The organism is Burkholderia sp. AU19243 (assembly GCF_018148075.1).
Lineage (GTDB): Bacteria > Pseudomonadota > Gammaproteobacteria > Burkholderiales > Burkholderiaceae > Burkholderia > Burkholderia latens_A.
On the sequence record NZ_JAGSTV010000002.1, the window covers coordinates 449,661 to 468,698 of the forward strand.

Here is a 19,038-nt window from a genome sequence, read left to right on the forward strand (position 1 = left end):
GCGCCGCAACCTGCCAGCCGCGCATCAACGGTTCGACGGGAAGCTGAACACCGCGCCTTCGCGCACGCCGGCCGACGGCCAGCGTTGCGTGATCGTCTTTCGCTTCGTGTAGAAGCGCACCGCATCCGGGCCGTACGCGTGCAGGTCGCCGAACAGCGAGCGCTTCCAGCCGCCGAACGAGTGATACGCGACCGGCACCGGCAACGGCACGTTGATGCCGACCATGCCGATCTGGATGTTGTCGCTGAAGTAGCGCGCCGCTTCGCCGTCGCGCGTGAACAGGCACGTGCCGTTCCCGTATTCGTGCGCGTCGATCAGCGCCATTGCGTCGTCGAGCGACTTCAGGCGGATCACGCCGAGCACCGGCCCGAAAATCTCGTGCTGATAGATCGGCATGCCCGGCTTCACGTTGTCGAACAGGCACGGGCCGAGGTAATAGCCGCCGTCGTGGCCGTCGACCTTCACGCCGCGGCCGTCGACCACGAGCGTCGCGCCCGCCGCCACGCCCGCGTCGACGAACCCCGTCACCTTGTCGAAATGCTGCTTCGTGACGAGCGGCCCCATGTCGACGCCCGCACCGTTGCCCGGCCCGACCTTCATCTTCTCGATCTCGGCCTTCAGCCCGGCGACGACCTGGTCGCCCGTTTCGTCGCCGATCGCGACGACCAATGGGATCGCCATGCAGCGCTCGCCGCAAGAGCCGTACGCGGCGCCCATCAACGCGTTCACCGCGTTGCCGATGTCGGCGTCGGGCATCACGACCGCGAAGTTCTTCGCGCCGCCGAGCGCCTGCACGCGCTTGCCGTGCGCGCAGCCCGTCGCGTAGATATATTCGGCGATCGGCGTCGAGCCGACGAAGCTCACGGCCTTCACGCGCGGGTCGGCGAGGATCGTGTCGACCGCTTCCTTGTCGCCGTTCACGACGTTCAGCACGCCTGGCGGCAAGCCGGCCTCGAGCGCGAGTTCGGCCATGCGCAGCGTCGACGACGGCGTGCGCTCGGACGGCTTCAGCACGAACGTGTTGCCGCAGGCGACGGCCATCGGCCACATCCACAGCGGCACCATCACCGGGAAGTTGAACGGCGTGATGCCGGCTGCGACGCCGAGCGCCTGGAATTCGCTCCACGAATCGATCGCGGGGCCGACGTTCTTGCTGTGCTCGCCCTTCAGCAGCTCCGGCACGTACGTCGCGTATTCGACGTTCTCGATCCCGCGCTGCAGCTCGCCCATCGCATCGGCCAGCACCTTGCCGTGCTCGGCGGTGATCAGCGCGCACAGCTCGTCCGCGTGCTCTTCGAGCAGCGTCTTGAAGCGGCTCATCACGCGTGCACGCTTCAGCGGCGGTGTATTGCGCCATGCAGGAAATGCGGCCTGCGCCGACGCGATCGCGGCCTCGACGGTCAGCTTGTCGGCGAGCGCGACGCTCTTGCCCGATTCGCCCGTCGCCGGATCGAACACCGGCTGGACGCGACTGCCGCCGTCGACGCGCTTGCCGTCGATCAGGTGGCCGATGGTGGAAGTAACGTTGCTGTCGTGTTTCATGTATCTGGCTCAGTCGTGAATTCGGTTGTCGCTGGAAACGGGGCGCGGCTCAGTCCACTTCATTCAGCGCATCGGACAGCGCATTCACGAGATTGTCGATCTCGCGCTTCTCGGCGATGAACGGCGGCGCGAGCTGGATCGTGTCGCCGCCGTAGCGCACGTAGAAGCCCTTCGCCCAGCAGCGCATCGCGATCTCGTACGGGCGCCGTGCCGGCTCGCCCGGCAACGCGGCGATCGTCAGGCCGGCCGCCAGCCCGTAGTTGCGGATGTCCGCGATGTGGCGCTGGCCCTTCAGCCCGTGCACCGCTGCCTCGAAATGCGGCGCGAGATCGCGCACGCGGGCCACCGCGTCTTCCTTCACGAGCAGGTCGAGCGCCGCGATGCCCGCCGCGCAGGCGACCGGATGCGCCGAGTACGTGTAGCCGTGCGGAAACTCGAGCATGTATTCGGGCCCGCCCGCGGCCATGAACGTGTCGTAGATTTCCTTCGTCGCGACCACGCCGCCGAGCGGCTGCGCGCCGTTCGTGACCTGTTTCGCGAAGTTCATGATGTCCGGCGTCACGCCGAATGCGGCGGCGCCCGTCATTGCGCCGGCTCGGCCGAAGCCCGTGATGACTTCGTCGAAGATCAGCAGGATGTCGTGCGCGGTACAGATGTCGCGCAGGCGCTTCAGATAGCCCTTCGGCGGGATGACCACGCCTGCCGAGCCGGAGAACGGCTCGACGATCACAGCCGCGATGTTCGATGCGTCGTGCAGCGTGATCAGGTCGAGCAGGCGGTCGGCCAGCTCGGCGCCGTTGTCCGGCATCCCGCGCGAGAACCGGTTTTCGGCAAGCTGCGTATGCGGCAGGAAATCGGCTTCCACGCCCTGACCGAACAGCTTGCGGTTCGCGCCGATGCCGCCGACCGAGATGCCGCCGAAGTTCACGCCGTGATAGCCCTTCTCGCGGCCGATCAGGCGCGTCTTCGTGCCCTTGCCCTTCGCCCGCCAGTAAGCGCGGGCCATCTTCAGCGACGTGTCGGCCGCTTCCGAGCCCGAGCCGGTGAAGAACACGTAGTCGAGGCCGGCGGGCGTCAGTTCCTTGATCTTGTTCGCGAGCTCGAACGACTTCGGATGGCCGAACTGGAACGCCGGCGCGTAATCGAGTTGCGCGATCTGGCGGCTCACGGCTTCCGTGATTTCCGCGCGGCCGTGGCCGAGGCCCGTGCACCACAGGCCCGACAGTCCGTCGAAGATCTTGCGGCCTTCGGCGTCCGTGTAATACGCGTCCTTGGCCGACACGATCATGCGCGGGTCGGACTTGAACTGGCGGTTTGCGGTGAACGGCATCCAGTGGGCGTCCAGCCACGCGGCGTCGGTGCGGAGGTTTGTCTCTTCCTGTTGCTTGGCGATAGTCGTATCGGTCATGTCGGTCGGCGCCGCGCGCCCCTCCTTCCTGTATTGATCTTGCGCATTGTCGGTACGCCAATTAGTCTTTTGAATATCGCAATATCAATGTTTACTTGCGCAACTATGCAAGCAAAGAAACCGAAGAGCCGCGCGCTGCTGGGGCAGCTCAGCGACATGGATCTGCGGCTGCTGCGCGTCTTCAAGGGCGTCGTTCAATGCGGCGGGATGGCGGCGGCCGAGCTCGAGCTGAATATCGGGATCTCGACGATCAGCCGGCACGTGAAGGATCTGGAAACGCGTCTGGGCCTGGTGCTGTGCCGCCGCGGCCGCGCGGGCTTCACGCTGACCGCCGAGGGACAGACCGTCTACGAGGAAACCCTGCGGCTGCTGGCCTCGATGGAGGCATTTCGCAGCAGGATCGACGGCATTCACGACAAGATGGGCGGAGAACTGCACGTCGCGGTGTTCGACAAGACGGCCACCAACCCGAACGCGCGGCTTGGCGACGCGATCCGCCAGTTCGCGGACGAGGCGCCCGACGTCGCGCTGAACCTGCACGTCGCGTCGATCAACGAAGTCGAGCGCGGGATCATCGACGGCAGCTATCAGGTCGGAATCATTCCCGCGCACCGCAACTCGGGCAGCCTCGTATATTCGGAACTGTTCGACGAGCGGATGCTGCTGTACTGCGGCCGCCAGCATCCGCTGTTCGACGCGCCGCACGGAAAGCTCACGTGGACGACGATCCGCAACCACGCATTCGCCGGCCTCGGCTTCCACTCGCCGAACATGGAGCTCAGCCATCGTGCGAAGCTCACGCGCAGCGCGACGGCGTCCGACCAGGAATCGATCGCGACGCTGATTCTCTCGGGCCGCTATCTCGGCTTCCTGCCCGACCATTACGCGGAAAGTTTCGAAAACAAGGGGTTGATGCAGCCGATCGCGCCGCACCGGTTCAATTACCGGTGCCGGTTCGTGAGCCTGCTGCGGCGCTCGCCGCGACCGTCGCGCGCGGCGCTGCTGTTCCAGTCGTGCCTGGAGGCCGCGCATGCGGCGGTGCGGCCGGGCGGCAATGGCGGCGACGCCTAGAGCGGGCCGGCTCGGGCTGCGCGGCCGCCGTCTGCGGGTTGCGGCTGGGGCGGCATCCGCGTTGCATCACGAAACAGACGGCGGCCGATGCGGCCGCGAACCCCGGCGCCGCGCCGCTCCCCGCCGGCCGATTTCCGTCTGCGATAATGCGCACTTCCCGTTTTCCGCTTCGCCTTTCGCCATGACGCAGCCGTCCGCCCCGCTACCCACCGACCTGCCGCCGATCTCTTGCCTGCCCGGCGACGCGCTGCCGTGGCTGCCGATGAGCGCTGACTTGCCGGGGCTCGCGATCAAGTATCTGCATATCAATGCGGCGGAAGACACGTTGACCGCGCTGCTCAAGATGCCGGCCGGCGGCACGCTGCCGCGCCACCGTCACGACGGCGAGGTGTTCGTTCATACGCTGCAGGGCGCATGGCGTTACCGCGAGTACGAGTGGATCGCGCAGGCCGGCTCGACGGTGCTTGAGCCGGCAGGCTCCGTGCATACGCCGGAGACGCTCGGTGCGCCGGGGGAAGACGTGATCACGCTGAACGTGATGCGCGGCGACCTGGTGCTGCTCGACGACGACGGCCGCGAAACCGCGCGCGAGAATTGCCGCGTCGCGCTGCTGCGCCAGCGCAAGCACGCACGCGCGGCGCCGCACGACGCGACGGCGTTCGTCACGCGGCAAGACAAGCAACGGGACATGCGATAAGCCATGCATCCTCGCCGGCTCACCGCGCGCCGTGGCGGCGCTTCTCGCTGGCGTGCGGATGACCGCAATGCAGTACAGTGCGGGCAGGTCGCGCACTTGCGCCGCCATCCCGTTCGCTAGCGAAAACGCCGGAAAAATCGCCGAATGTCGTCGGCGAGCAGCGCCGGCTCTTCCATCGCCGCAAAATGACCGCCGCGCGGCATGTCGGTCCACTGCACGACATCGAACACGCGCTCGAGCCAGGTGCGCGGCGGCCGGCTGATTTCCTTCGGGAAGCGCGCGAATGCGACGGGCACCGGCACGCGTTGCCCGGCCTCGAAGCGCATCGGCTGCAGACGGTTTTCCCAATACATCTGCATCGACGAGCCGATGCAGCCGGTGAACCAGTAGAGCGAGATTCCGGTCAGCAGCGTGTCGTGTGAAAAGCGCCGCGCGACGTCGCCGTCGCAGTCGCTCCATGAGCGGAATTTCTCCGCGATCCATGCGGCCAGCCCGGCCGGCGAATCGTTGAGCGCAACGGCCAGCGTCTGCGGCTTCGTCATGTGCACGTGCGCATAGCCGCCTTCGAGCGCCGCCCATTCGCCGCGCTGCGCGACGAACGCCCGCTCATCGTCGGTCAGCGGCGAAGTCGCGTCCGTCGGCGGCTCGTAGCTGCCGGGCAGATAGTTCAGGTGGACGCCATCCACCACGTCCGCATGTCGTGCGCCGAGTGCGATCGACACGGCCGCGCCCAGATCCCCGCCTTGCGCGCCGAAGCGCCGATATCCGAGGCCGGACATCAACGCGGCCCAGCAGTCGGCAACCTGAAACGCCGACATGCCCGACGCCGCTGGAGAGGGCGAAAACAGGAAGCCGGGCAATGACGGCACGACGACGTCGAATGCGTCTTCCGGATCGCCGCCAAACGCCGCCGGGTCGCACAGGCGGTCGAGCAGCGCATCGAATTCGAACACGGACCCCGGCCAGCCATGCGTAATCACGAGCGGATAAGGCGCTCGCCCGGTACCGCGCCGATGGATGAAATGCACGCGCTGGCCGCCTGTGTCCGCGACGAATTGCGGGAGCCGGTTCAATGCGCGCTCGGCCGCGCGCCAGTCGAAGCGCTCTGCCCAATATGCGGTCAGCTCGCGCAGCCACGCGCCGTCGATGCCCTGTTGCCACGGCTCGGCGGGTGTCAGGCGCGGCGAGCGCACGTCGCGCAGGCGACGCCGCAGGTCGTCCAGCGCGTGATCGGATATCGCAATGTCGAACGGCTCGGGCTGCATCGTCGCTCCTGGTCAGGCATGTCGACGCATTCTGCGCGATTTTCGCGGCGCGCGCCGGCGCGCTTCGCGCCGCCCGTATCAGCCCGTTTCCCGTTCATCCGCACGCGCTTCGCGCCGCACCGCCTGCGGCGGCACGCCGAAACCGCGCACGAACGCGTCGCGCAGGTGGCGCCGGTCGCGAAAGCCGTTTTCCTTCGCGATCACGTCGAGCGGATGCCGGCTCTGCTCGATCATCAGCCGCGCGGCTTCGAGCCGCAGCCGCTCGATCGCCTTCGCCGGCGACTGTCCCGTCTCGAGCGTGAACACGCGGCTGAACTGGCGCGGGCTCAGGTGGACCGCGCCAGCCAGCTCGTCGACGGTCAGCGCACGGCTCAGGTTTCGCCGCGCATAGTTCAGCGCGTCCTGGATCCGGTCCGATTTCGGCGCAAGATCCAGCATCTCCGAATGCTGCGACTGCCCGCCCGCACGGCGCTGGTGCATCACCAGCTTGCGTGCGACCGCGCGCGCGACGTCCGCGCCGAGATCCTTTTCCACCATCGCGAGCGCGAGGTCGAGGCCGGCCGTCATCCCGGCCGAGGTCCAGACCGGACCGTCGACGATGTAGATCCGGTCCTCCTCCACGCGAATGTCCGGAAATTGCTTTTGCAGGTCGCGGCCGTACGCCCAGTGCGTGGTCGCGCGCCGCTGCGCGAGCAGCCCCGCCTGCGCAAGCACGAACGCGCCCGTGCAGATGCCGGCGATGCGCCGCGCACGCGCGTTCGTGCGGCGCAGGAACGCGACGACGTCGGCCGGCGCCGGCGATGCGAGCGGATCGTTGACGCCCGCGACGATCCAGGTATCGACGTCGATGCGCCGACCGCGCAGCGCACGCGTGGCGACCGGCAAGCCGAGAGACGACCGTACGTCGCCGCCGTCGACGGAATAGTTGCTCATCGCGTAAAACGGTTCGCCCGCAGTCAGGTTCGCGTACTCGAACACGGATTGCGCGGCGAGCGCCATGATCTGGAACCCGTCGCTGATCAGAAAGCCGATTCGGTGCATGGATATCTCCGGTGCCGGGCACGCCGGTCGTCGCCGTCGGCCCGATGTCCGAAATCATACCTATCTACGTCATTTGTGTCGCCGCGATTCGAAGCCAGAATGCACTCACGCACTCACCCTTTCCCCGACATGGAGCGACATCATGACTGAAGCACATCGCGGTACCGCCGTCATTACCGGCGCATCGTCCGGCATCGGCGCGATCTACGCCGACCGGCTCGCGCGCCGCGGCTACGACCTGATCCTGGTCGCGCGCAATCGCGACCGGCTCGCCACCCTCGCCGAGCGCATCACGAACGACACGCAGCGCAGCGTCGAGATCGTCGGCGCGGACCTCAACGACCGTGCGGCGCTCGGCGCCGTCGAAGCGAAGCTGAAGGAGGACGCGAGCATCACCCTGCTCGTGAACAACGCGGGCGTCGGCACGCATGCGCCGCTGCTCGACAGCGACGTCGACGCGATGACGCGCATGATCGACCTGAACGTGACCGCGCTCACGCGCCTGACGTATGCGGCCGTTCCCGGCTTCGTCGCGCGCGGCCGCGGTGCGGTGATCAACATCTCGTCGATCGTCGCGATTTCGCCGGAAACGCTCAATGGCGTGTACGGCGGCAGCAAGGCGTTCGTGCTTGCATTCAGCCAGTCGCTGCATCACGAGCTCGCCGACAAGGGCGTGCAGGTGCAGGCCGTGCTGCCCGGTGCGACCGCGACGGAATTCTGGCAGACCGGCGGCCTGCCGATCGAGCACCTGCCGAAGGAGATCGTGATGTCGGCATCGGAACTCGTCGACGCGGCGCTGGTCGGCTTCGAGCGCGGCGAACTCGTGACGATTCCGTCGCTGCACGCGGTTGCCGAGTGGGATGCGTACGAGGCCGCGCGGCGCACGATGGCGCCGCATTTGTCGACGAATACGCCGGCGCCGCGGTACGCGGCCGTGCGCTAGTCGGCAGTATTGGCGGCGCGCCCGGCCCGCGAGTATTTCACCTGACGGAACCCCGGCACTCGGGCCGGACGGCATCGTCCGGCCTGACACGTCGACGCCTCCACGCGAAGGCCGATCAACGCCGCGCGTGCGCCGTCTCGCGCGAAGTCGCGCGCACTCCCATCAGCATCGCGACCGCACACGCGGCCAGCAATCCGGCGATCATCAGCATCGCGGAATCCATGTTGCCGGTGCGCGTGCGGATCACGCCGACGATCCACGGCGTGATCATTCCGCTCGACACGCCGATGCTGCTGATCAGCGCGATCCCGCCCGCCGCGCCGGCTCCCGAGAAATACGCGGACGGCACGGCCCAGAACACCGGATGCGCGGCAAAGATCAGCATTGCCGCGATCGACAGCAGCGCCATCATCGCGACGATGCTCGGCAAGTGCAGCGTCAGCAGCGCGAGCGCCGCCGCGCCACCGAATGCGCACGCGGCGAAATGCCAGCGACGTTCGCGCTTGCGGTCCGAGCGCCGCGCGATCGCGATCAGGCCGGCTGCGCCGATCGCGTTCGGTACGATCGACAGCAGGCTGATGTGGACCACATCGTGAATGCCGAACTCGCGAATCATCAGCGGCATCCAGAACAGCAGCATCAGCAGCGCGGTCGTCAGCGAGAAATAAATGAACGCGAACAAATACGTGCGAGGCTCGGCCATCACCTGCCGCAGCGAAGACGCCGGGTGCGCCCGTGCATCCGCGCGATCGGCGGCCAGGTCGGCCGCAAGCCGCTGCCGGTCGTCGTCGGACAGCCAGCGTGCATGTTCGGGGCGGTCGCACAGCCAGAACCACGCGATCACGCCGAGCAGGATCGCGGGCGCGCCCTCGATCGCGAACATCCATTGCCAGCCGTGCAGCCCGAGCACGCCGGCCATCCCGCGCATCAGCCATCCGGACAGCAGCCCGCCGACCATTCCCGCCACTGCGACGCCCGCATAGAAGATCGACAGCACCGATGCGCGCCGACGCGCCGGATACCAGTACGTCAAATAGAACACCACACCGGGGAAAAAGCCGGCTTCGAACAGCCCGAGCAGGAAGCGCAGCACGTAGAAGTGCGTCGCGCTGTCGACGGTGATCATCGCGACCGACACCGCTCCCCACAGAACCATGATCCGCGCGAACGTGCGGCGCGCGCCGAAGCGGCGCAGCAACGCGTTGCTCGGCACCTCGAACAGCACGTAGCCGACGAAAAACAGCACCGCGCCGAGGCTGTACATCGCGTCGGTCAGCCCGAGGTCCTGACGCATCTGCAACTGTGCGAAGCCGATATTGCTGCGGTCGAGAATCGACACGATGTAGCAGATGAACAGGAACGGCACGATGCGCATGCCGATGCGGCGATACAGCGCGTCGTCGCCGGACGCACGGGAACCGGACGCTTCCGCTTGAACGGCGTCCGCTTGCACAGGGATCGACATCGATCGTCTCCTCGATGGAATGCGAATATGACGGGCGCGCGGGAAACCCGACGCCGGCCGCCGCCGCCCGCTCGCGGAGGCCGGCCATGTTCACGCGCGTCGCGCGGCTTCGCCCTTCACGCCGAGCATCAACGCGGCGCCGCTCAGCGCGAGCAGCGCGGCCAGCAGGTACACGGCGAGATCCATGCTGCCGGTGCGTGTGCGGATCAACCCGATCGCCCAGGGGCTGACGATCCCGCTCGTGATCCCGATGCTGCTGATCAGCGCGATCCCGGCCGCGGCCGCGTTGCCCGACAGATAACGGGTCGGCACGGCCCAGAAGATCGGCAGCGCCGCGAAGATCAGCGTCGCGGCAACCGACAGGCACGCGAGCATCGCGGCGAAGCTGTGCAGGTGCAGCGTCAGCGCCGCGAGCGCGAGCCCGCCGCCGATCGTGCAGCACGCGAAGTGCTTGCGACGCTCGCCGGTGCGATCGGAGCGGCGCGCGATCAGGATCAGCCCGATCGCGCCGACCGCGTTCGGCACGACCGTGTAAAGGCTCACGGCCAGGACGTCGGTCACGCCGAAGTCGCGGATCATCAGCGGCATCCAGAAGTTGAGCGTCAGCGACGCGCAGGTCAGCGAGAAGTAGATGAACGCGAACAGATAGACGCGCGGGTTCGCGAGCGCGGCCGCCACGCTGCGCTTGTCATGCGCGCCATGCGCGCGGCCATCGGCGCACAGTGCGGCCACGCGCGCTTTTTCGTCGGATGTGAGCCACGCGGCATCCTGCGGCCGGTCGACCAGATACGTGAACGCGAAAAACGCGAGCACGATCGCGGGCGCGCCTTCGATCGCGAACATCCACTGCCAGCCGTGCAGCCCGAGCACGCCGCTCATGTCGCGCATGATCCAGCCCGAAATCAGGCCGCCGAGCACGCCCGCAACCGCGACGCCCGCGAAGAACACCGAGATCGCTGCCGCACGGCGGTTCGCCGGAAACCAGTAGGTCAGGTACAGCACGATGCCGGGGAAAAAGCCGGCCTCGAACACGCCGAGCAGGAAGCGCAGCACATAGAAATGCGACGGCTGCGACACGAACATCATCCCGGTCGACGCGACGCCCCACAGCAGCATGATCCGCGTGAACGTGCGGCGTGCGCCGAAGCGCGCAAGCAACAGGTTGCTCGGCACCTCGCAGAACACGTAGCCGACGTAGAACACCGCGGCACCGAGGCCGTACATCGCATCGCTGAAGCCGAGGTCGTGCTTCATCTGCAGCTGTGCGAAGCCGATGTTGATGCGGTCGAGGAACGACACCACGTAGCAGAGGAACAGGAACGGCACGATGCGCCACGCGATCTTGCGGAACAGCAGCGCGTCGCCGGCATCATCGGCGGATGCGGATGCGGATGCGGAAGCCGGCGCCGCGACGCTCGCGTGCGCGACCGCTGCTTCGGCGGGAAGCGATTGGGGCATGTCTGTCTCCAAACGGGCCGCGCGATGCGAGCGCGCAGCAGTCTCCGAGGGCGTGCGTGCGCCCTGCTTTCTTGTGAGATCGGAATTCGGCTCCCCGGACGGCTGCGCAATACCGTCAGCGCCCGGAGAGCCTTCAGGAAAACGGCGGGACGTGCGCCCGCCGCAACCCGGTCAGTCCTGCAGCGCGTCCCACATTTCCTTGTCGCGCTGTGCGGTCCAGATGCGCGGATGCGTGATCCCGCTCGCCTCGTCGAACGCGCGCGACACGTCGAACGGCAGACAGTGCTCGTAGATGAACACGTGGCCGAACTTCGGATCCATCGCTTCGCGCGTGAGCGCCATCGACGCCTTCAGGTCGAGCTTGCGCTCGACGGCCTTGCGGCCCTGCTCGAGCAGCGTCGTCACGAAATCCTTCGTGTAGTCGAGGCCCTTGTTCACGTCGGCCGGATTCAGCAACGCGGGGCCGCGGCCGGGCACGAGCTTTTCGGCGCCGAGCGCGCGCAGCGCTTCGAGCGTGGCCGGCCACTGCTCGAGCTGTGCGTCGCCGCAATAGCAGGCCGCGTCGTATTCGACGAGGTCGCCCGAGAACAGCACCTTTTGCGACGGCAACCACACGATCGTGTCGCCCTTCGTGTGACCGGAGCCGACGTGCATGATCTTCACTTCGAGCTTGCCGAGGAACAGCGTGATCTCGCGCTCGAACACGAGCGTCGGCCAGGTCAGTCCCGGTACCGTCTCGACGCCCGCGAACAGTCGCGGGAAGCGCTCGATCTCCGACTTCATGTCGGCCTCGCCGCGCTCGACGATCATCTCGTAGGTGCCGCGGCTCGCGATCACGTGCTGCGCGCCTTCGGCGAAATACGCGGACGCGCCGAGCACGCGCACCGCGTGGTAATGCGACAGCACGACGTGCTTGATCGGCTTGTCGGTCACGCTGCGGATCTTCGCGATCAGGTCCTGCGCCATCGCCGGCGTCGCCGTCGTATCGACGATCAGCACGCTGTCGTCGCCGACGATCACGCCCGAGTTCGGGTCGCCTTCGGCGGTGTATGCGTACGCATTCTCGGACAGCTGCGTCCAGGTGATTTTCTTCTCTTCCAGATCGGCTTGGGAGGCGAATGCTTTGGCCATTGTGCGTTCCGTGGCTGCGAGCCATGTGTTGAGGGGAATGCGCCGATCATCGGCTCGCATCGATAATTTGTCAATGACAAAGTCACTTGCTATTTTCTAATACGGGTAAACCTCCGGGCTGGCGCGTGAAATGGCGTCGGATACCATGCGGGGTTTCGTCAACGGAACACTCATCGCGTGCAGAACCACGAAGTCAGCGCAGACGACGCGCCAGCCAAAGCGCAGCGCGGGATCCAGAGCGTCGAGGTCGGCGGCCGGCTGCTGGAGGCGCTCGCGCGCCGGCGCAAGCCGCTCGGGCTGTCGGAGCTGGCGGCCGCGGCCGACCTGTCGACCGCGCAGGCACACACTTATCTCGTCAGCCTCACGCGGCTCGCGCTCGTGAAGCGCGACGCGCTCACCGGCAACTACGAACCGGGGCCGCTGGCGTTGCGGCTCGGGCTGATGTCGATCGAACGGCAGCCCGCGTATCGCGCCGCGCTGCCGCACGCGGCGCGGCTCGCGGAAACGGTCGGGCTCAGCGTCGCGCTGTCGGTGCCCGGCGTGCTCGGGCCGACGATCGTGCGGATCGAGCACGGCGGCTATCCGCTGCACGTGAACCTGCACGTCGGCTCGGTGATGTCGCTCGACACGACGGCCACCGGCCGCGTGTTCCGCGCGTTCGGCGAGCCCGCGCAGATCGACGCGATGGCGGCGAGCCAGGCCGGCGCCGGCGGTACGCTCGCGGGCGCCGACAGCGATCGGCCGGCATCCGATGCCGATGCGTGGCGGGCCGAACTCGACGCGATCCGTGCACGCGGGATAGAGCGCGGCGTCGATCGGCCAAGCCCGGGCGTGAGCGCGATGAGCGTGCCGGTGCTGGATGCGCACGGACGGCTGCAGCTCGCGCTGACGGTCATTGGTTCGACCGGCTCGATCGACGTCGGCTGGGACGGCCCGATCGCGACGGCGTTGCGCGATGCGGCGCGGCAGGCGACCGCGTCCCTCTATGCCGAACGTGACGCCTCGACGCTTGTGCCGGCGCCGGCGTCGCCGTCGGCTGGCCAGCGCATGCCGCCCGCGCTCGCCGACGACACGAAGACGCAACGCGGCATCAACGCGCTCGACAGCACGGGCGAACTGCTGCTCGCGCTCGTATCGACGGGCCGTGCGCTGCCGCTGCGCGACCTCGCGGCGGCGGCCGGCATGCCGGCCGCGAAGGCGTTTCCGCATCTGGTGAGCCTGCAGAAGATCGGCTTGCTGAGCCGCGATGACGCCGGCTGCTTCGGCGGCGGCCCGCTCGGCCAGGCACTCGGGCTGATCGCGATGCAGCGCGTATCGCCGACGCGCGACGCGGAGGCGGAAATCGTCGCGCTGGCCGCAGCGACCGACATGAGCGTGGCCGCCGCGACGCTCGGGCCGCTCGGCCCGACCGTGATCCGGCTCGAGGAATCTTCGCGGCCGCAGCACGTGAGCCTGCAGGTCGGCACGGTGATGTCGCTCGTGAATACGGCGATCGGGCGAATCTTCGCGTCCGGCATGTCCGACGACGTGCTCGCCGGCCTGCTCGCGGACGAACCGGTGCGCCTCGCGGGCGTCGCGACGCAGATCGACGACGCGTTCCGCGCCCGGCTCGCGGCGATTCGCGCGGATGAACTCGATTTCGCGTTCGATGCCCCGGTGCCCGGCATCGGCACGATCGCTGCGCCCGTGTTCGACCACACCGGCAGCATCCGGCTCGTGATCGCGATCATCGGCTCGTCGCGCGGCTTTCCGCGCGGGCCGGACAGCCCGCTCGCGCACACGCTGCGCGCCGCCGCGCGCCGCCTGTCATGGCGGTTCGGGTGGATCGGCGGGTAATCGCCGTCCCCCGCCGCCGCGCACATTCGACGGCTTCATTCCGGTTTTCCAGCCCTGTTGCTCGTCAATGCGCGGCCCGTGCACACCCGCACGGGCCTCGCCACGCCTGGCGCGTCCTGCGGACGGCCGTCCTCACGGCCGTTGCGCGCCAGCAACATCAATCGTCAGAAATTCTCATATAACGAAATCGCATTTCACAAAGCGGTGACGTTCCTCTATGATTAGGGTTATCCCTAACTCACCACCTACATGGGGCTTCGTCATGCAAACGTCTAATGTCTCCGATCGTTCCACCCAATCCGCTGGCTGGCTCGCACGCATTGGCGAGCTGCTCGCAGAAGCATGGGCGCTGCACCTCGAGAACTGCGAAGTCATCGCTGAAGCGCACGCACGCCTGCCGCGCTAAGCGCACCGACTGGCCGCCGCCGGCGGCACGATATCCGGCTCACCCGCCGCCGGGACGCGCGCCGAAAGGCCGCCGCGTCCGGCATCGGCGCATCTGACGGCTGCAAGCAAGAAGGCTGAATGGCGCTGACCTGAAGCGCTCGCGCGACGTGAGCGCTGAGCGGCAATTGCGGGGGCTGCCCAGCGTATGTCGGCACGATGCAAGCCGCCGGTTGCCGGATTGTCCAGCTTCGCGCGTGAGCAGCGCGCCAGCGCCGCGTCGCGCCGTGTCCTCGTCGTGACGGAAGAATCATCCGTCTTTCTGCGCCCGCTGACGCGTTCATCGCGTGTCGTGCGCCAGGGTTGGCCCACCGGTCGCTACAGCCCGATTACGCACACTTCCGCCCCTCGCCGCGAACCGGTACTCCACGACGCTGCGCCGCTTTCCACCGCCGACGTCAAACCTGAATCGACGGCACGTCCTTCATGCAGCGCAGCGCGAACATCGACCGGCTGTGACGAATGCTCGAAATCTTGTACAGCTTCTCGCGCAGAAAGCGCTCATAGCCCGCCGTCCCGTCCACCGCGACCTTGATCCAGTAGTCGTACTCTCCCGACACCAGATACGCCTCCAGCACCTCGGGCAGCGCCGCGAGCTCCGCGCCGAAACGCGCAAGCGCGTCGTCTTCGTGGCGATCCAGCGTGACCTCGAGGATCACGATGTCCGCATAGCCGAGCATGCGCTGGTTGACGAGCGCGACGTAGCCGTCGATGTAGCCGTCAAGCTCGAGCTGCCGCGTGCGGTTCCAGCATGCGGTGGTCGACATGCCGATCTGCTCGGCGAGTTCGGCGTTCGACAGGCGCGCGTTTTTTTGCAGCGCAGCGAGGATCTTGCGGTCCTGGTTGTCGAGGGTTTTCGGCGCGCGTTCGCGGGTTGCCATGATAGAAAGAATCTTCTACTGAAAATCGGCATTCTATCTGAACGGCATTCCGGTTTCGGCGCAGTTTTGCTGGAAAACAGGAAGCCTTTTAACCGGGCCGCTTGATACATTTTCTCCATGCCTGTCGTCCGGCACGCTCCCCGCGACAACCCCTTCGCCCGGGACGTCCGGCCGCAATCACGAGTTGCGGCGCCGGACACGCAGGCATGCATTGTCCCGCCATCCGCGCGCCTATCCGGTTGCACGGACCGGCGCCTGATACTCCGTTTTTCGCACCTCCGTCATGTCGTTCAGGCTTTATCTGTCGTTCCTCGCCGCATCCGCCGTCCTTATCTACGCCCCCGGCCCCGTCAACCTCCTCACGATGAACCATGCGTTGCGCGCCGGCTGGCGTCGCGCGCTGCCGTGCGTGTGGGGCGGCACACTCGCCGTGCTGCTGCAGCTCGCGCTGACCGCGCTGTGCCTGAATTCGCTGGTCCACCTCGACGAACACGCGCTCACCGTGCTGCGCTGGACCGGCGCCGCTTATCTCGTCTGGCTGGGCTGCAAGCAATGGCTCAGCCGCGCGCCGGCCGCTGCCGCCAACGCACCGGCGGAAACCGGCGCTACGGCCGCCGGCGACACCGACACGGGGCGCGCATTGTTCTGGCGCGGCGTCGCGACGTCCGGCCTGAACCCGAAGACGCTGCTGTTCTTCCCGTCGTTCTTCCCGCAGTTCATCGTTGCCGACGCCGACTGGAGCCTGAACGCGCAATTCCTGCTGCTCGCGGCGACGTTCGCGGTGCTGTTTGCCGGCGGCGTCGCATCGATGGCGCTGTTCTCGCACCGGCTGAGCCGCGCATTGCAGCGTCCGGCGCGGATGCGCGCGATGAATCGCGTGACGGGCGGGCTGCTGGTCGGGATGGGCGCGATCATGGCCGGCTGGAACTGAACGGTCGCGCGCGGCCGCAGCCGGACGATGTCGTCGGGCGCCGCCACCGTGCGTCGCGCCATCCGGGGCGGCACGCGCCGGTACAATCGCGCGATGTCCGAATTGCTCACCTACGGCGGCCTGTTCGCCGTGTCGATGGTCGCCGCGACCTTGTTCCCGCTCCAGTCCGAAGCCGTGCTCGCCGGCCTGCTGCTTGCCGGCCGCGAGCCCGTATGGGCGCTGGTGCTCGTCGCGAGCGTCGGCAACGTCGCGGGCTCGGCAATCAATTGGGGGCTCGGCCGCGGCATCGAGCGCTTTCGCGACCGTCGCTGGTTTCCGGTGAAGCCTGCCGCGCTCGCACGTGCCGAAGGCTGGTACAGGCGCTACGGCCGCTGGTCGCTGCTGCTCAGCTGGGCGCCGGTGATCGGCGATCCGCTGACGGTGATCGCCGGCGTGCTGCGCGAACCGCTGCCGACCTTCATCGCGATCGTCACGCTCGCGAAGGTCGGGCGGTATCTCGCCGTCGCGTGGCTCGTCACGTCCTGACGCTGCCTGCGCCGACACTGCTTCCTTCATCGCTGGCTCACGTCGGCACTTCGGATCGCGCCTTCGTCTCGCCCCTTCGCCTCACCACTTCGCCTCGCCCCATCGTCGCGCCCCACATCGTCTCGCCCATCGTCTTGCCCTTCGTCTTGCCCTTCGTCTTGCCCTTCGTCTTGCCCTTCGTCTTGCCCTTCGTCTCGCCCTTCGTCTCGCCCTTCGCCTCGCCCTTCGCCTCGCCCTTCGTCTCGCCCCTTCGCCTCGCCGCGGTCGCCTCGCCGGCCGCATCGCACCGCTAAAGATTTCGCCGAAGCTGCCGTATTCCTTACAGTAGTGCGGTGACGCGTGCGTTCCGCCTCTCTCCCTCCCCACTCAGGATGCCGCATGAGATTGAAACAATTGGGCCGGGCGAGCGTCGGCGCGCGCCTGGCGGCACTCGCGTGTGTGCTCGTCGCGCTGCTGTTCACCGTCTTCTCATGGGCGCTCGCCCATTTCGCCGGTCAGCAACTCGCCGATGAGGCCCACGCCCGCATCGCCGACAAGGAGCAGTCGATCCGCGCAATGGTCGAGGTGTTCGACAAGGCGCTGTCCGCCGAAGCCAGCCGCGCGATGTCGCTGTTCGCGAGCTTCCTGCCGGCCGATTTCGCACTCGATGCGACGCGCACCGTCGACATCGGCGGCGTTGCCGCGCCCGTGCTGTCCGCGGGCGGCCAGCCGCTGAACCTCGATTACGCGATTCCCGACCAGTTCCTGAAGAAGAGCGGCGCGATCGCGACGATCTTCGCGCGCGACGGCGACGATTTCTTGCGCGTCACGACGTCGCTGAAGAAACAGGACGGCACGCGCGCGGTGGGCACGCGCCTCGACCGCGCCGGGCCCGCGTACGCGCCGCTCATGGCCGGACGCAGCTACACGGGGCTTGCGAAACTGTTCGGCCGGCCGTACATCACGCAGTACAAGCCCGTCACCGACGCGACGGGGCGCGTGATCGGCGCGCTGTTCGTCGGCCTCGACGTCGGCGCCGAGCTGCAGGCCGTCCAGGACGGCATCCGCGCGCTGAAGATCGGCGACAACGGCTACTACTTCGTGCTCGATGCGTCGCAGGGCGCGGCGCGCGGCACGTTCGTCGTGCATCCGGACGCGGCCGGCCAGCGCGCCGACGACACCCGTGCGCCCTACGCGCAGATGCTCGCGGCCGGCGAAGGCCGGCTCGCGTACACGTCGGCCGATCCGGCCGCTCACGACACGCGGCCCACCGCGAAATTCGTATCGTTCACGACGATTCCGCAATGGCAGTGGCTCGTCGGCGGCATTGCGCTCGACGACGAACTGCTGGCCGGCATGCGCACCACCCGCAACCGTTTTCTGCTGATCGCGGCCGTGCTCGTCGCCGCGTTCGCTGCGCTGTTCGTCATCGTCGTGCGACGCGTCGTGAGCCAGCCGCTCGACGCAGCCGCCCGCGCATCGGAACGTTATGCCGCGGGCGACCTCAGCATCCGGATCCGCGACGGTTCACGCGTTCGCGGCACCGCGGGCAACGACGAAATCGGGCGGCTCGTGCAAGCGGTCGACGGCATCGGCGACGGCCTCGCGCGGATCGTCGCGCAGGTGCGCAGCGGCGCGTCGGACATCGCGCGCGGCACCGTCGGCATCGCGGCGGGCAGCGGCGACATCGCCGCGCGGATCGCGACGCAGGCGAGCAGCGTCGAACAGACGGCCGCGAGCATGGAGCAGATCACGGCCGCCGTGCAGCAGAATGCCGAGCACGCGGCGCAGGCGAACGCGCTGGTCGCGGACGCATCGGCCGCCGCGACCGACGGCGACACGGCGGTGCAACGCGTGGTCGCGACGATGGACGACATCGGCCGTGCGACGCGCCGGATCGCCGAAATCACGAGCACGATCGAAGGCATCGCGTTCCAGACCAACATTCTCGCGCTGAATGCGGCCGTCGAAGCCGCACGCGCGGGCGAGCATGGCCGGGGCTTCGCGGTGGTCGCGGCCGAGGTGCGCGCGCTCGCTCAACGCAGCGCGGCCGCGGTCAAGGAAATCGACGCGCTGAGCGCCGAATCGTCGACGACCGTCGAACAGGGTTACCAGATCGCGGACGCCGCGCGCGGCACGATGCGCGACATCGTCCAGCGCGTCGAGCAAGTCAGCACGCTGATCGGCGAGATCAGCGCCGCGTCGCGCGAGCAGTCGACCGGCATCGAGCAGGTGAACCACGCGATCACGCAGATCGGCGAGGCGACGCAGCAGAACGCGACGTTGATAACCGACGCGGAGCGCGCGGCCGTCGCGTTACGCGACCAGGCCGCACAACTGGCGGAAGCCGTCAGCGTGTTCAGGCTCGAGCGCGCCGCTTGACAGGCGGCGAACGGCCGGGCCGCCGCCCGGCCCGCGCGT

At 67.8% G+C, this 19,038-nt stretch carries 16 protein-coding genes; 8 read left to right on the forward strand and 8 right to left on the reverse strand.

The annotated features are described in order from the left end of the window. Positions 1–24: 24 nt before the first annotated feature. Both KDW55_RS05445 and KDW55_RS05450 read right to left on the reverse strand, forming a co-directional pair. Entirely contained in the window at positions 25–1,542 is a 1,518-nt protein-coding gene (locus tag KDW55_RS05445; protein WP_040139744.1) for a CoA-acylating methylmalonate-semialdehyde dehydrogenase, read from the reverse strand. A 49-nt stretch (positions 1,543–1,591) separates the two neighbouring features. Continuing rightward, a complete protein-coding gene (locus KDW55_RS05450; RefSeq protein WP_040139743.1) occupies positions 1,592–2,950 on the reverse strand; it encodes an aspartate aminotransferase family protein in 1,359 nt (452 codons plus the stop codon). 105 nt (positions 2,951–3,055) lie between these two features. Here KDW55_RS05450 and KDW55_RS05455 point away from each other — a divergent pair, with 105 nt between their 5' ends. Then, positions 3,056–4,021, forward strand: a complete 966-nt coding sequence (locus tag KDW55_RS05455) for a LysR family transcriptional regulator (RefSeq protein ID WP_040139742.1) — start codon at positions 3,056–3,058, stop codon at positions 4,019–4,021. Between the two features lie 181 nt (positions 4,022–4,202). After that, positions 4,203–4,718, forward strand: a complete 516-nt coding sequence (locus KDW55_RS05460) for a 2,4'-dihydroxyacetophenone dioxygenase family protein (protein WP_040139741.1) — start codon at positions 4,203–4,205, stop codon at positions 4,716–4,718. Between the two features lie 116 nt (positions 4,719–4,834). On the opposite strand, the gene KDW55_RS05465 is transcribed toward KDW55_RS05460, so the two are convergent. Then, a complete protein-coding gene (locus KDW55_RS05465; RefSeq protein WP_212160019.1) occupies positions 4,835–5,983 on the reverse strand; it encodes an epoxide hydrolase family protein in 1,149 nt (382 codons plus the stop codon). A 78-nt stretch (positions 5,984–6,061) separates the two neighbouring features. Next, positions 6,062–7,024: a GlxA family transcriptional regulator gene (locus KDW55_RS05470; protein WP_212160018.1), complete on the reverse strand. Its 963-nt coding sequence runs from the start codon at positions 7,022–7,024 to the stop codon at positions 6,062–6,064. Positions 7,025–7,166: 142 nt separating this feature from the next. Between KDW55_RS05470 and KDW55_RS05475 the strand changes: the two genes are divergently transcribed. Beyond that, positions 7,167–7,967 (forward strand): SDR family oxidoreductase, encoded by an 801-nt coding sequence (locus KDW55_RS05475; protein ID WP_040139738.1) that lies wholly within the window; start codon positions 7,167–7,169, stop codon positions 7,965–7,967. Between the two features lie 115 nt (positions 7,968–8,082). Here KDW55_RS05475 and KDW55_RS05480 read toward each other — a convergent pair whose 3' ends face one another. The 3 genes from KDW55_RS05480 to KDW55_RS05490 all read right to left on the reverse strand — a co-directional run bounded on the left by KDW55_RS05480 (position 8,083) and on the right by KDW55_RS05490 (position 12,021). Beyond that, a complete protein-coding gene (locus KDW55_RS05480; RefSeq protein ID WP_209822566.1) occupies positions 8,083–9,432 on the reverse strand; it encodes an MFS transporter in 1,350 nt (449 codons plus the stop codon). Positions 9,433–9,522: 90 nt separating this feature from the next. Beyond that, on the reverse strand, positions 9,523–10,890 hold the full coding sequence (locus KDW55_RS05485) for an MFS transporter (RefSeq protein ID WP_209825551.1): 1,368 nt from the start codon (positions 10,888–10,890) through the stop codon (positions 9,523–9,525). Positions 10,891–11,061: 171 nt separating this feature from the next. Then, positions 11,062–12,021, reverse strand: coding sequence for an MBL fold metallo-hydrolase (locus KDW55_RS05490; RefSeq protein WP_069242924.1), 960 nt, complete (start codon positions 12,019–12,021; stop codon positions 11,062–11,064). Positions 12,022–12,198: 177 nt separating this feature from the next. On the opposite strand from KDW55_RS05490, the gene KDW55_RS05495 reads away from it, so the two are divergent. Both KDW55_RS05495 and KDW55_RS05500 read left to right on the forward strand, forming a co-directional pair. Then, positions 12,199–13,857, forward strand: a complete 1,659-nt coding sequence (locus tag KDW55_RS05495) for an IclR family transcriptional regulator C-terminal domain-containing protein (protein ID WP_069242923.1) — start codon at positions 12,199–12,201, stop codon at positions 13,855–13,857. Positions 13,858–14,119: 262 nt separating this feature from the next. Continuing rightward, positions 14,120–14,263: a hypothetical protein gene (locus tag KDW55_RS05500; RefSeq protein ID WP_226209086.1), complete on the forward strand. Its 144-nt coding sequence runs from the start codon at positions 14,120–14,122 to the stop codon at positions 14,261–14,263. A 436-nt stretch (positions 14,264–14,699) separates the two neighbouring features. Here KDW55_RS05500 and KDW55_RS05505 read toward each other — a convergent pair whose 3' ends face one another. Next, complete coding sequence (locus KDW55_RS05505; RefSeq protein ID WP_069242922.1) at positions 14,700–15,182, reverse strand: Lrp/AsnC family transcriptional regulator; 483 nt, start codon at positions 15,180–15,182, stop codon at positions 14,700–14,702. A gap of 283 nt (positions 15,183–15,465) precedes the next feature. Between KDW55_RS05505 and KDW55_RS05510 the strand changes: the two genes are divergently transcribed. The 3 genes from KDW55_RS05510 to KDW55_RS05520 all read left to right on the forward strand — a co-directional run bounded on the left by KDW55_RS05510 (position 15,466) and on the right by KDW55_RS05520 (position 18,999). After that, on the forward strand, positions 15,466–16,113 hold the full coding sequence (locus KDW55_RS05510) for a LysE family translocator (protein ID WP_040139732.1): 648 nt from the start codon (positions 15,466–15,468) through the stop codon (positions 16,111–16,113). A 93-nt stretch (positions 16,114–16,206) separates the two neighbouring features. Beyond that, the gene (locus KDW55_RS05515) at positions 16,207–16,638 is read left to right on the forward strand and encodes a YqaA family protein (protein ID WP_040141111.1); all 432 of its coding nucleotides are present in this window, start codon (positions 16,207–16,209) and stop codon (positions 16,636–16,638) included. A 378-nt stretch (positions 16,639–17,016) separates the two neighbouring features. Continuing rightward, positions 17,017–18,999 carry a methyl-accepting chemotaxis protein gene (locus KDW55_RS05520; protein ID WP_040139731.1) on the forward strand — a complete coding sequence of 661 codons (1,983 nt, stop codon included), beginning with the start codon at positions 17,017–17,019 and terminating at the stop codon, positions 18,997–18,999. Positions 19,000–19,038: the final 39 nt, after the last annotated feature.

What these genes read in the sequence shown, in the direction of transcription:
- KDW55_RS05445 (WP_040139744.1), bottom strand. Translation starts at nt 1,542, where the DNA reads ATGAAACACGACAGCAACGTTACTTCCACCATCGGCCACCTGATCGAC.
- KDW55_RS05450 (WP_040139743.1), bottom strand. Translation starts at nt 2,950, where the DNA reads ATGACCGATACGACTATCGCCAAGCAACAGGAAGAGACAAACCTCCGC.
- KDW55_RS05455 (WP_040139742.1), top strand. Translation starts at nt 3,056, where the DNA reads ATGCAAGCAAAGAAACCGAAGAGCCGCGCGCTGCTGGGGCAGCTCAGC.
- KDW55_RS05460 (WP_040139741.1), top strand. Translation starts at nt 4,203, where the DNA reads ATGACGCAGCCGTCCGCCCCGCTACCCACCGACCTGCCGCCGATCTCT.
- KDW55_RS05465 (WP_212160019.1), bottom strand. Translation starts at nt 5,983, where the DNA reads ATGCAGCCCGAGCCGTTCGACATTGCGATATCCGATCACGCGCTGGAC.
- KDW55_RS05470 (WP_212160018.1), bottom strand. Translation starts at nt 7,024, where the DNA reads ATGCACCGAATCGGCTTTCTGATCAGCGACGGGTTCCAGATCATGGCG.
- KDW55_RS05475 (WP_040139738.1), top strand. Translation starts at nt 7,167, where the DNA reads ATGACTGAAGCACATCGCGGTACCGCCGTCATTACCGGCGCATCGTCC.
- KDW55_RS05480 (WP_209822566.1), bottom strand. Translation starts at nt 9,432, where the DNA reads ATGTCGATCCCTGTGCAAGCGGACGCCGTTCAAGCGGAAGCGTCCGGT.
- KDW55_RS05485 (WP_209825551.1), bottom strand. Translation starts at nt 10,890, where the DNA reads ATGCCCCAATCGCTTCCCGCCGAAGCAGCGGTCGCGCACGCGAGCGTC.
- KDW55_RS05490 (WP_069242924.1), bottom strand. Translation starts at nt 12,021, where the DNA reads ATGGCCAAAGCATTCGCCTCCCAAGCCGATCTGGAAGAGAAGAAAATC.
- KDW55_RS05500 (WP_226209086.1), top strand. Translation starts at nt 14,120, where the DNA reads ATGCAAACGTCTAATGTCTCCGATCGTTCCACCCAATCCGCTGGCTGG.
- KDW55_RS05505 (WP_069242922.1), bottom strand. Translation starts at nt 15,182, where the DNA reads ATGGCAACCCGCGAACGCGCGCCGAAAACCCTCGACAACCAGGACCGC.
- KDW55_RS05510 (WP_040139732.1), top strand. Translation starts at nt 15,466, where the DNA reads ATGTCGTTCAGGCTTTATCTGTCGTTCCTCGCCGCATCCGCCGTCCTT.
- KDW55_RS05515 (WP_040141111.1), top strand. Translation starts at nt 16,207, where the DNA reads ATGTCCGAATTGCTCACCTACGGCGGCCTGTTCGCCGTGTCGATGGTC.
- KDW55_RS05520 (WP_040139731.1), top strand. Translation starts at nt 17,017, where the DNA reads ATGAGATTGAAACAATTGGGCCGGGCGAGCGTCGGCGCGCGCCTGGCG.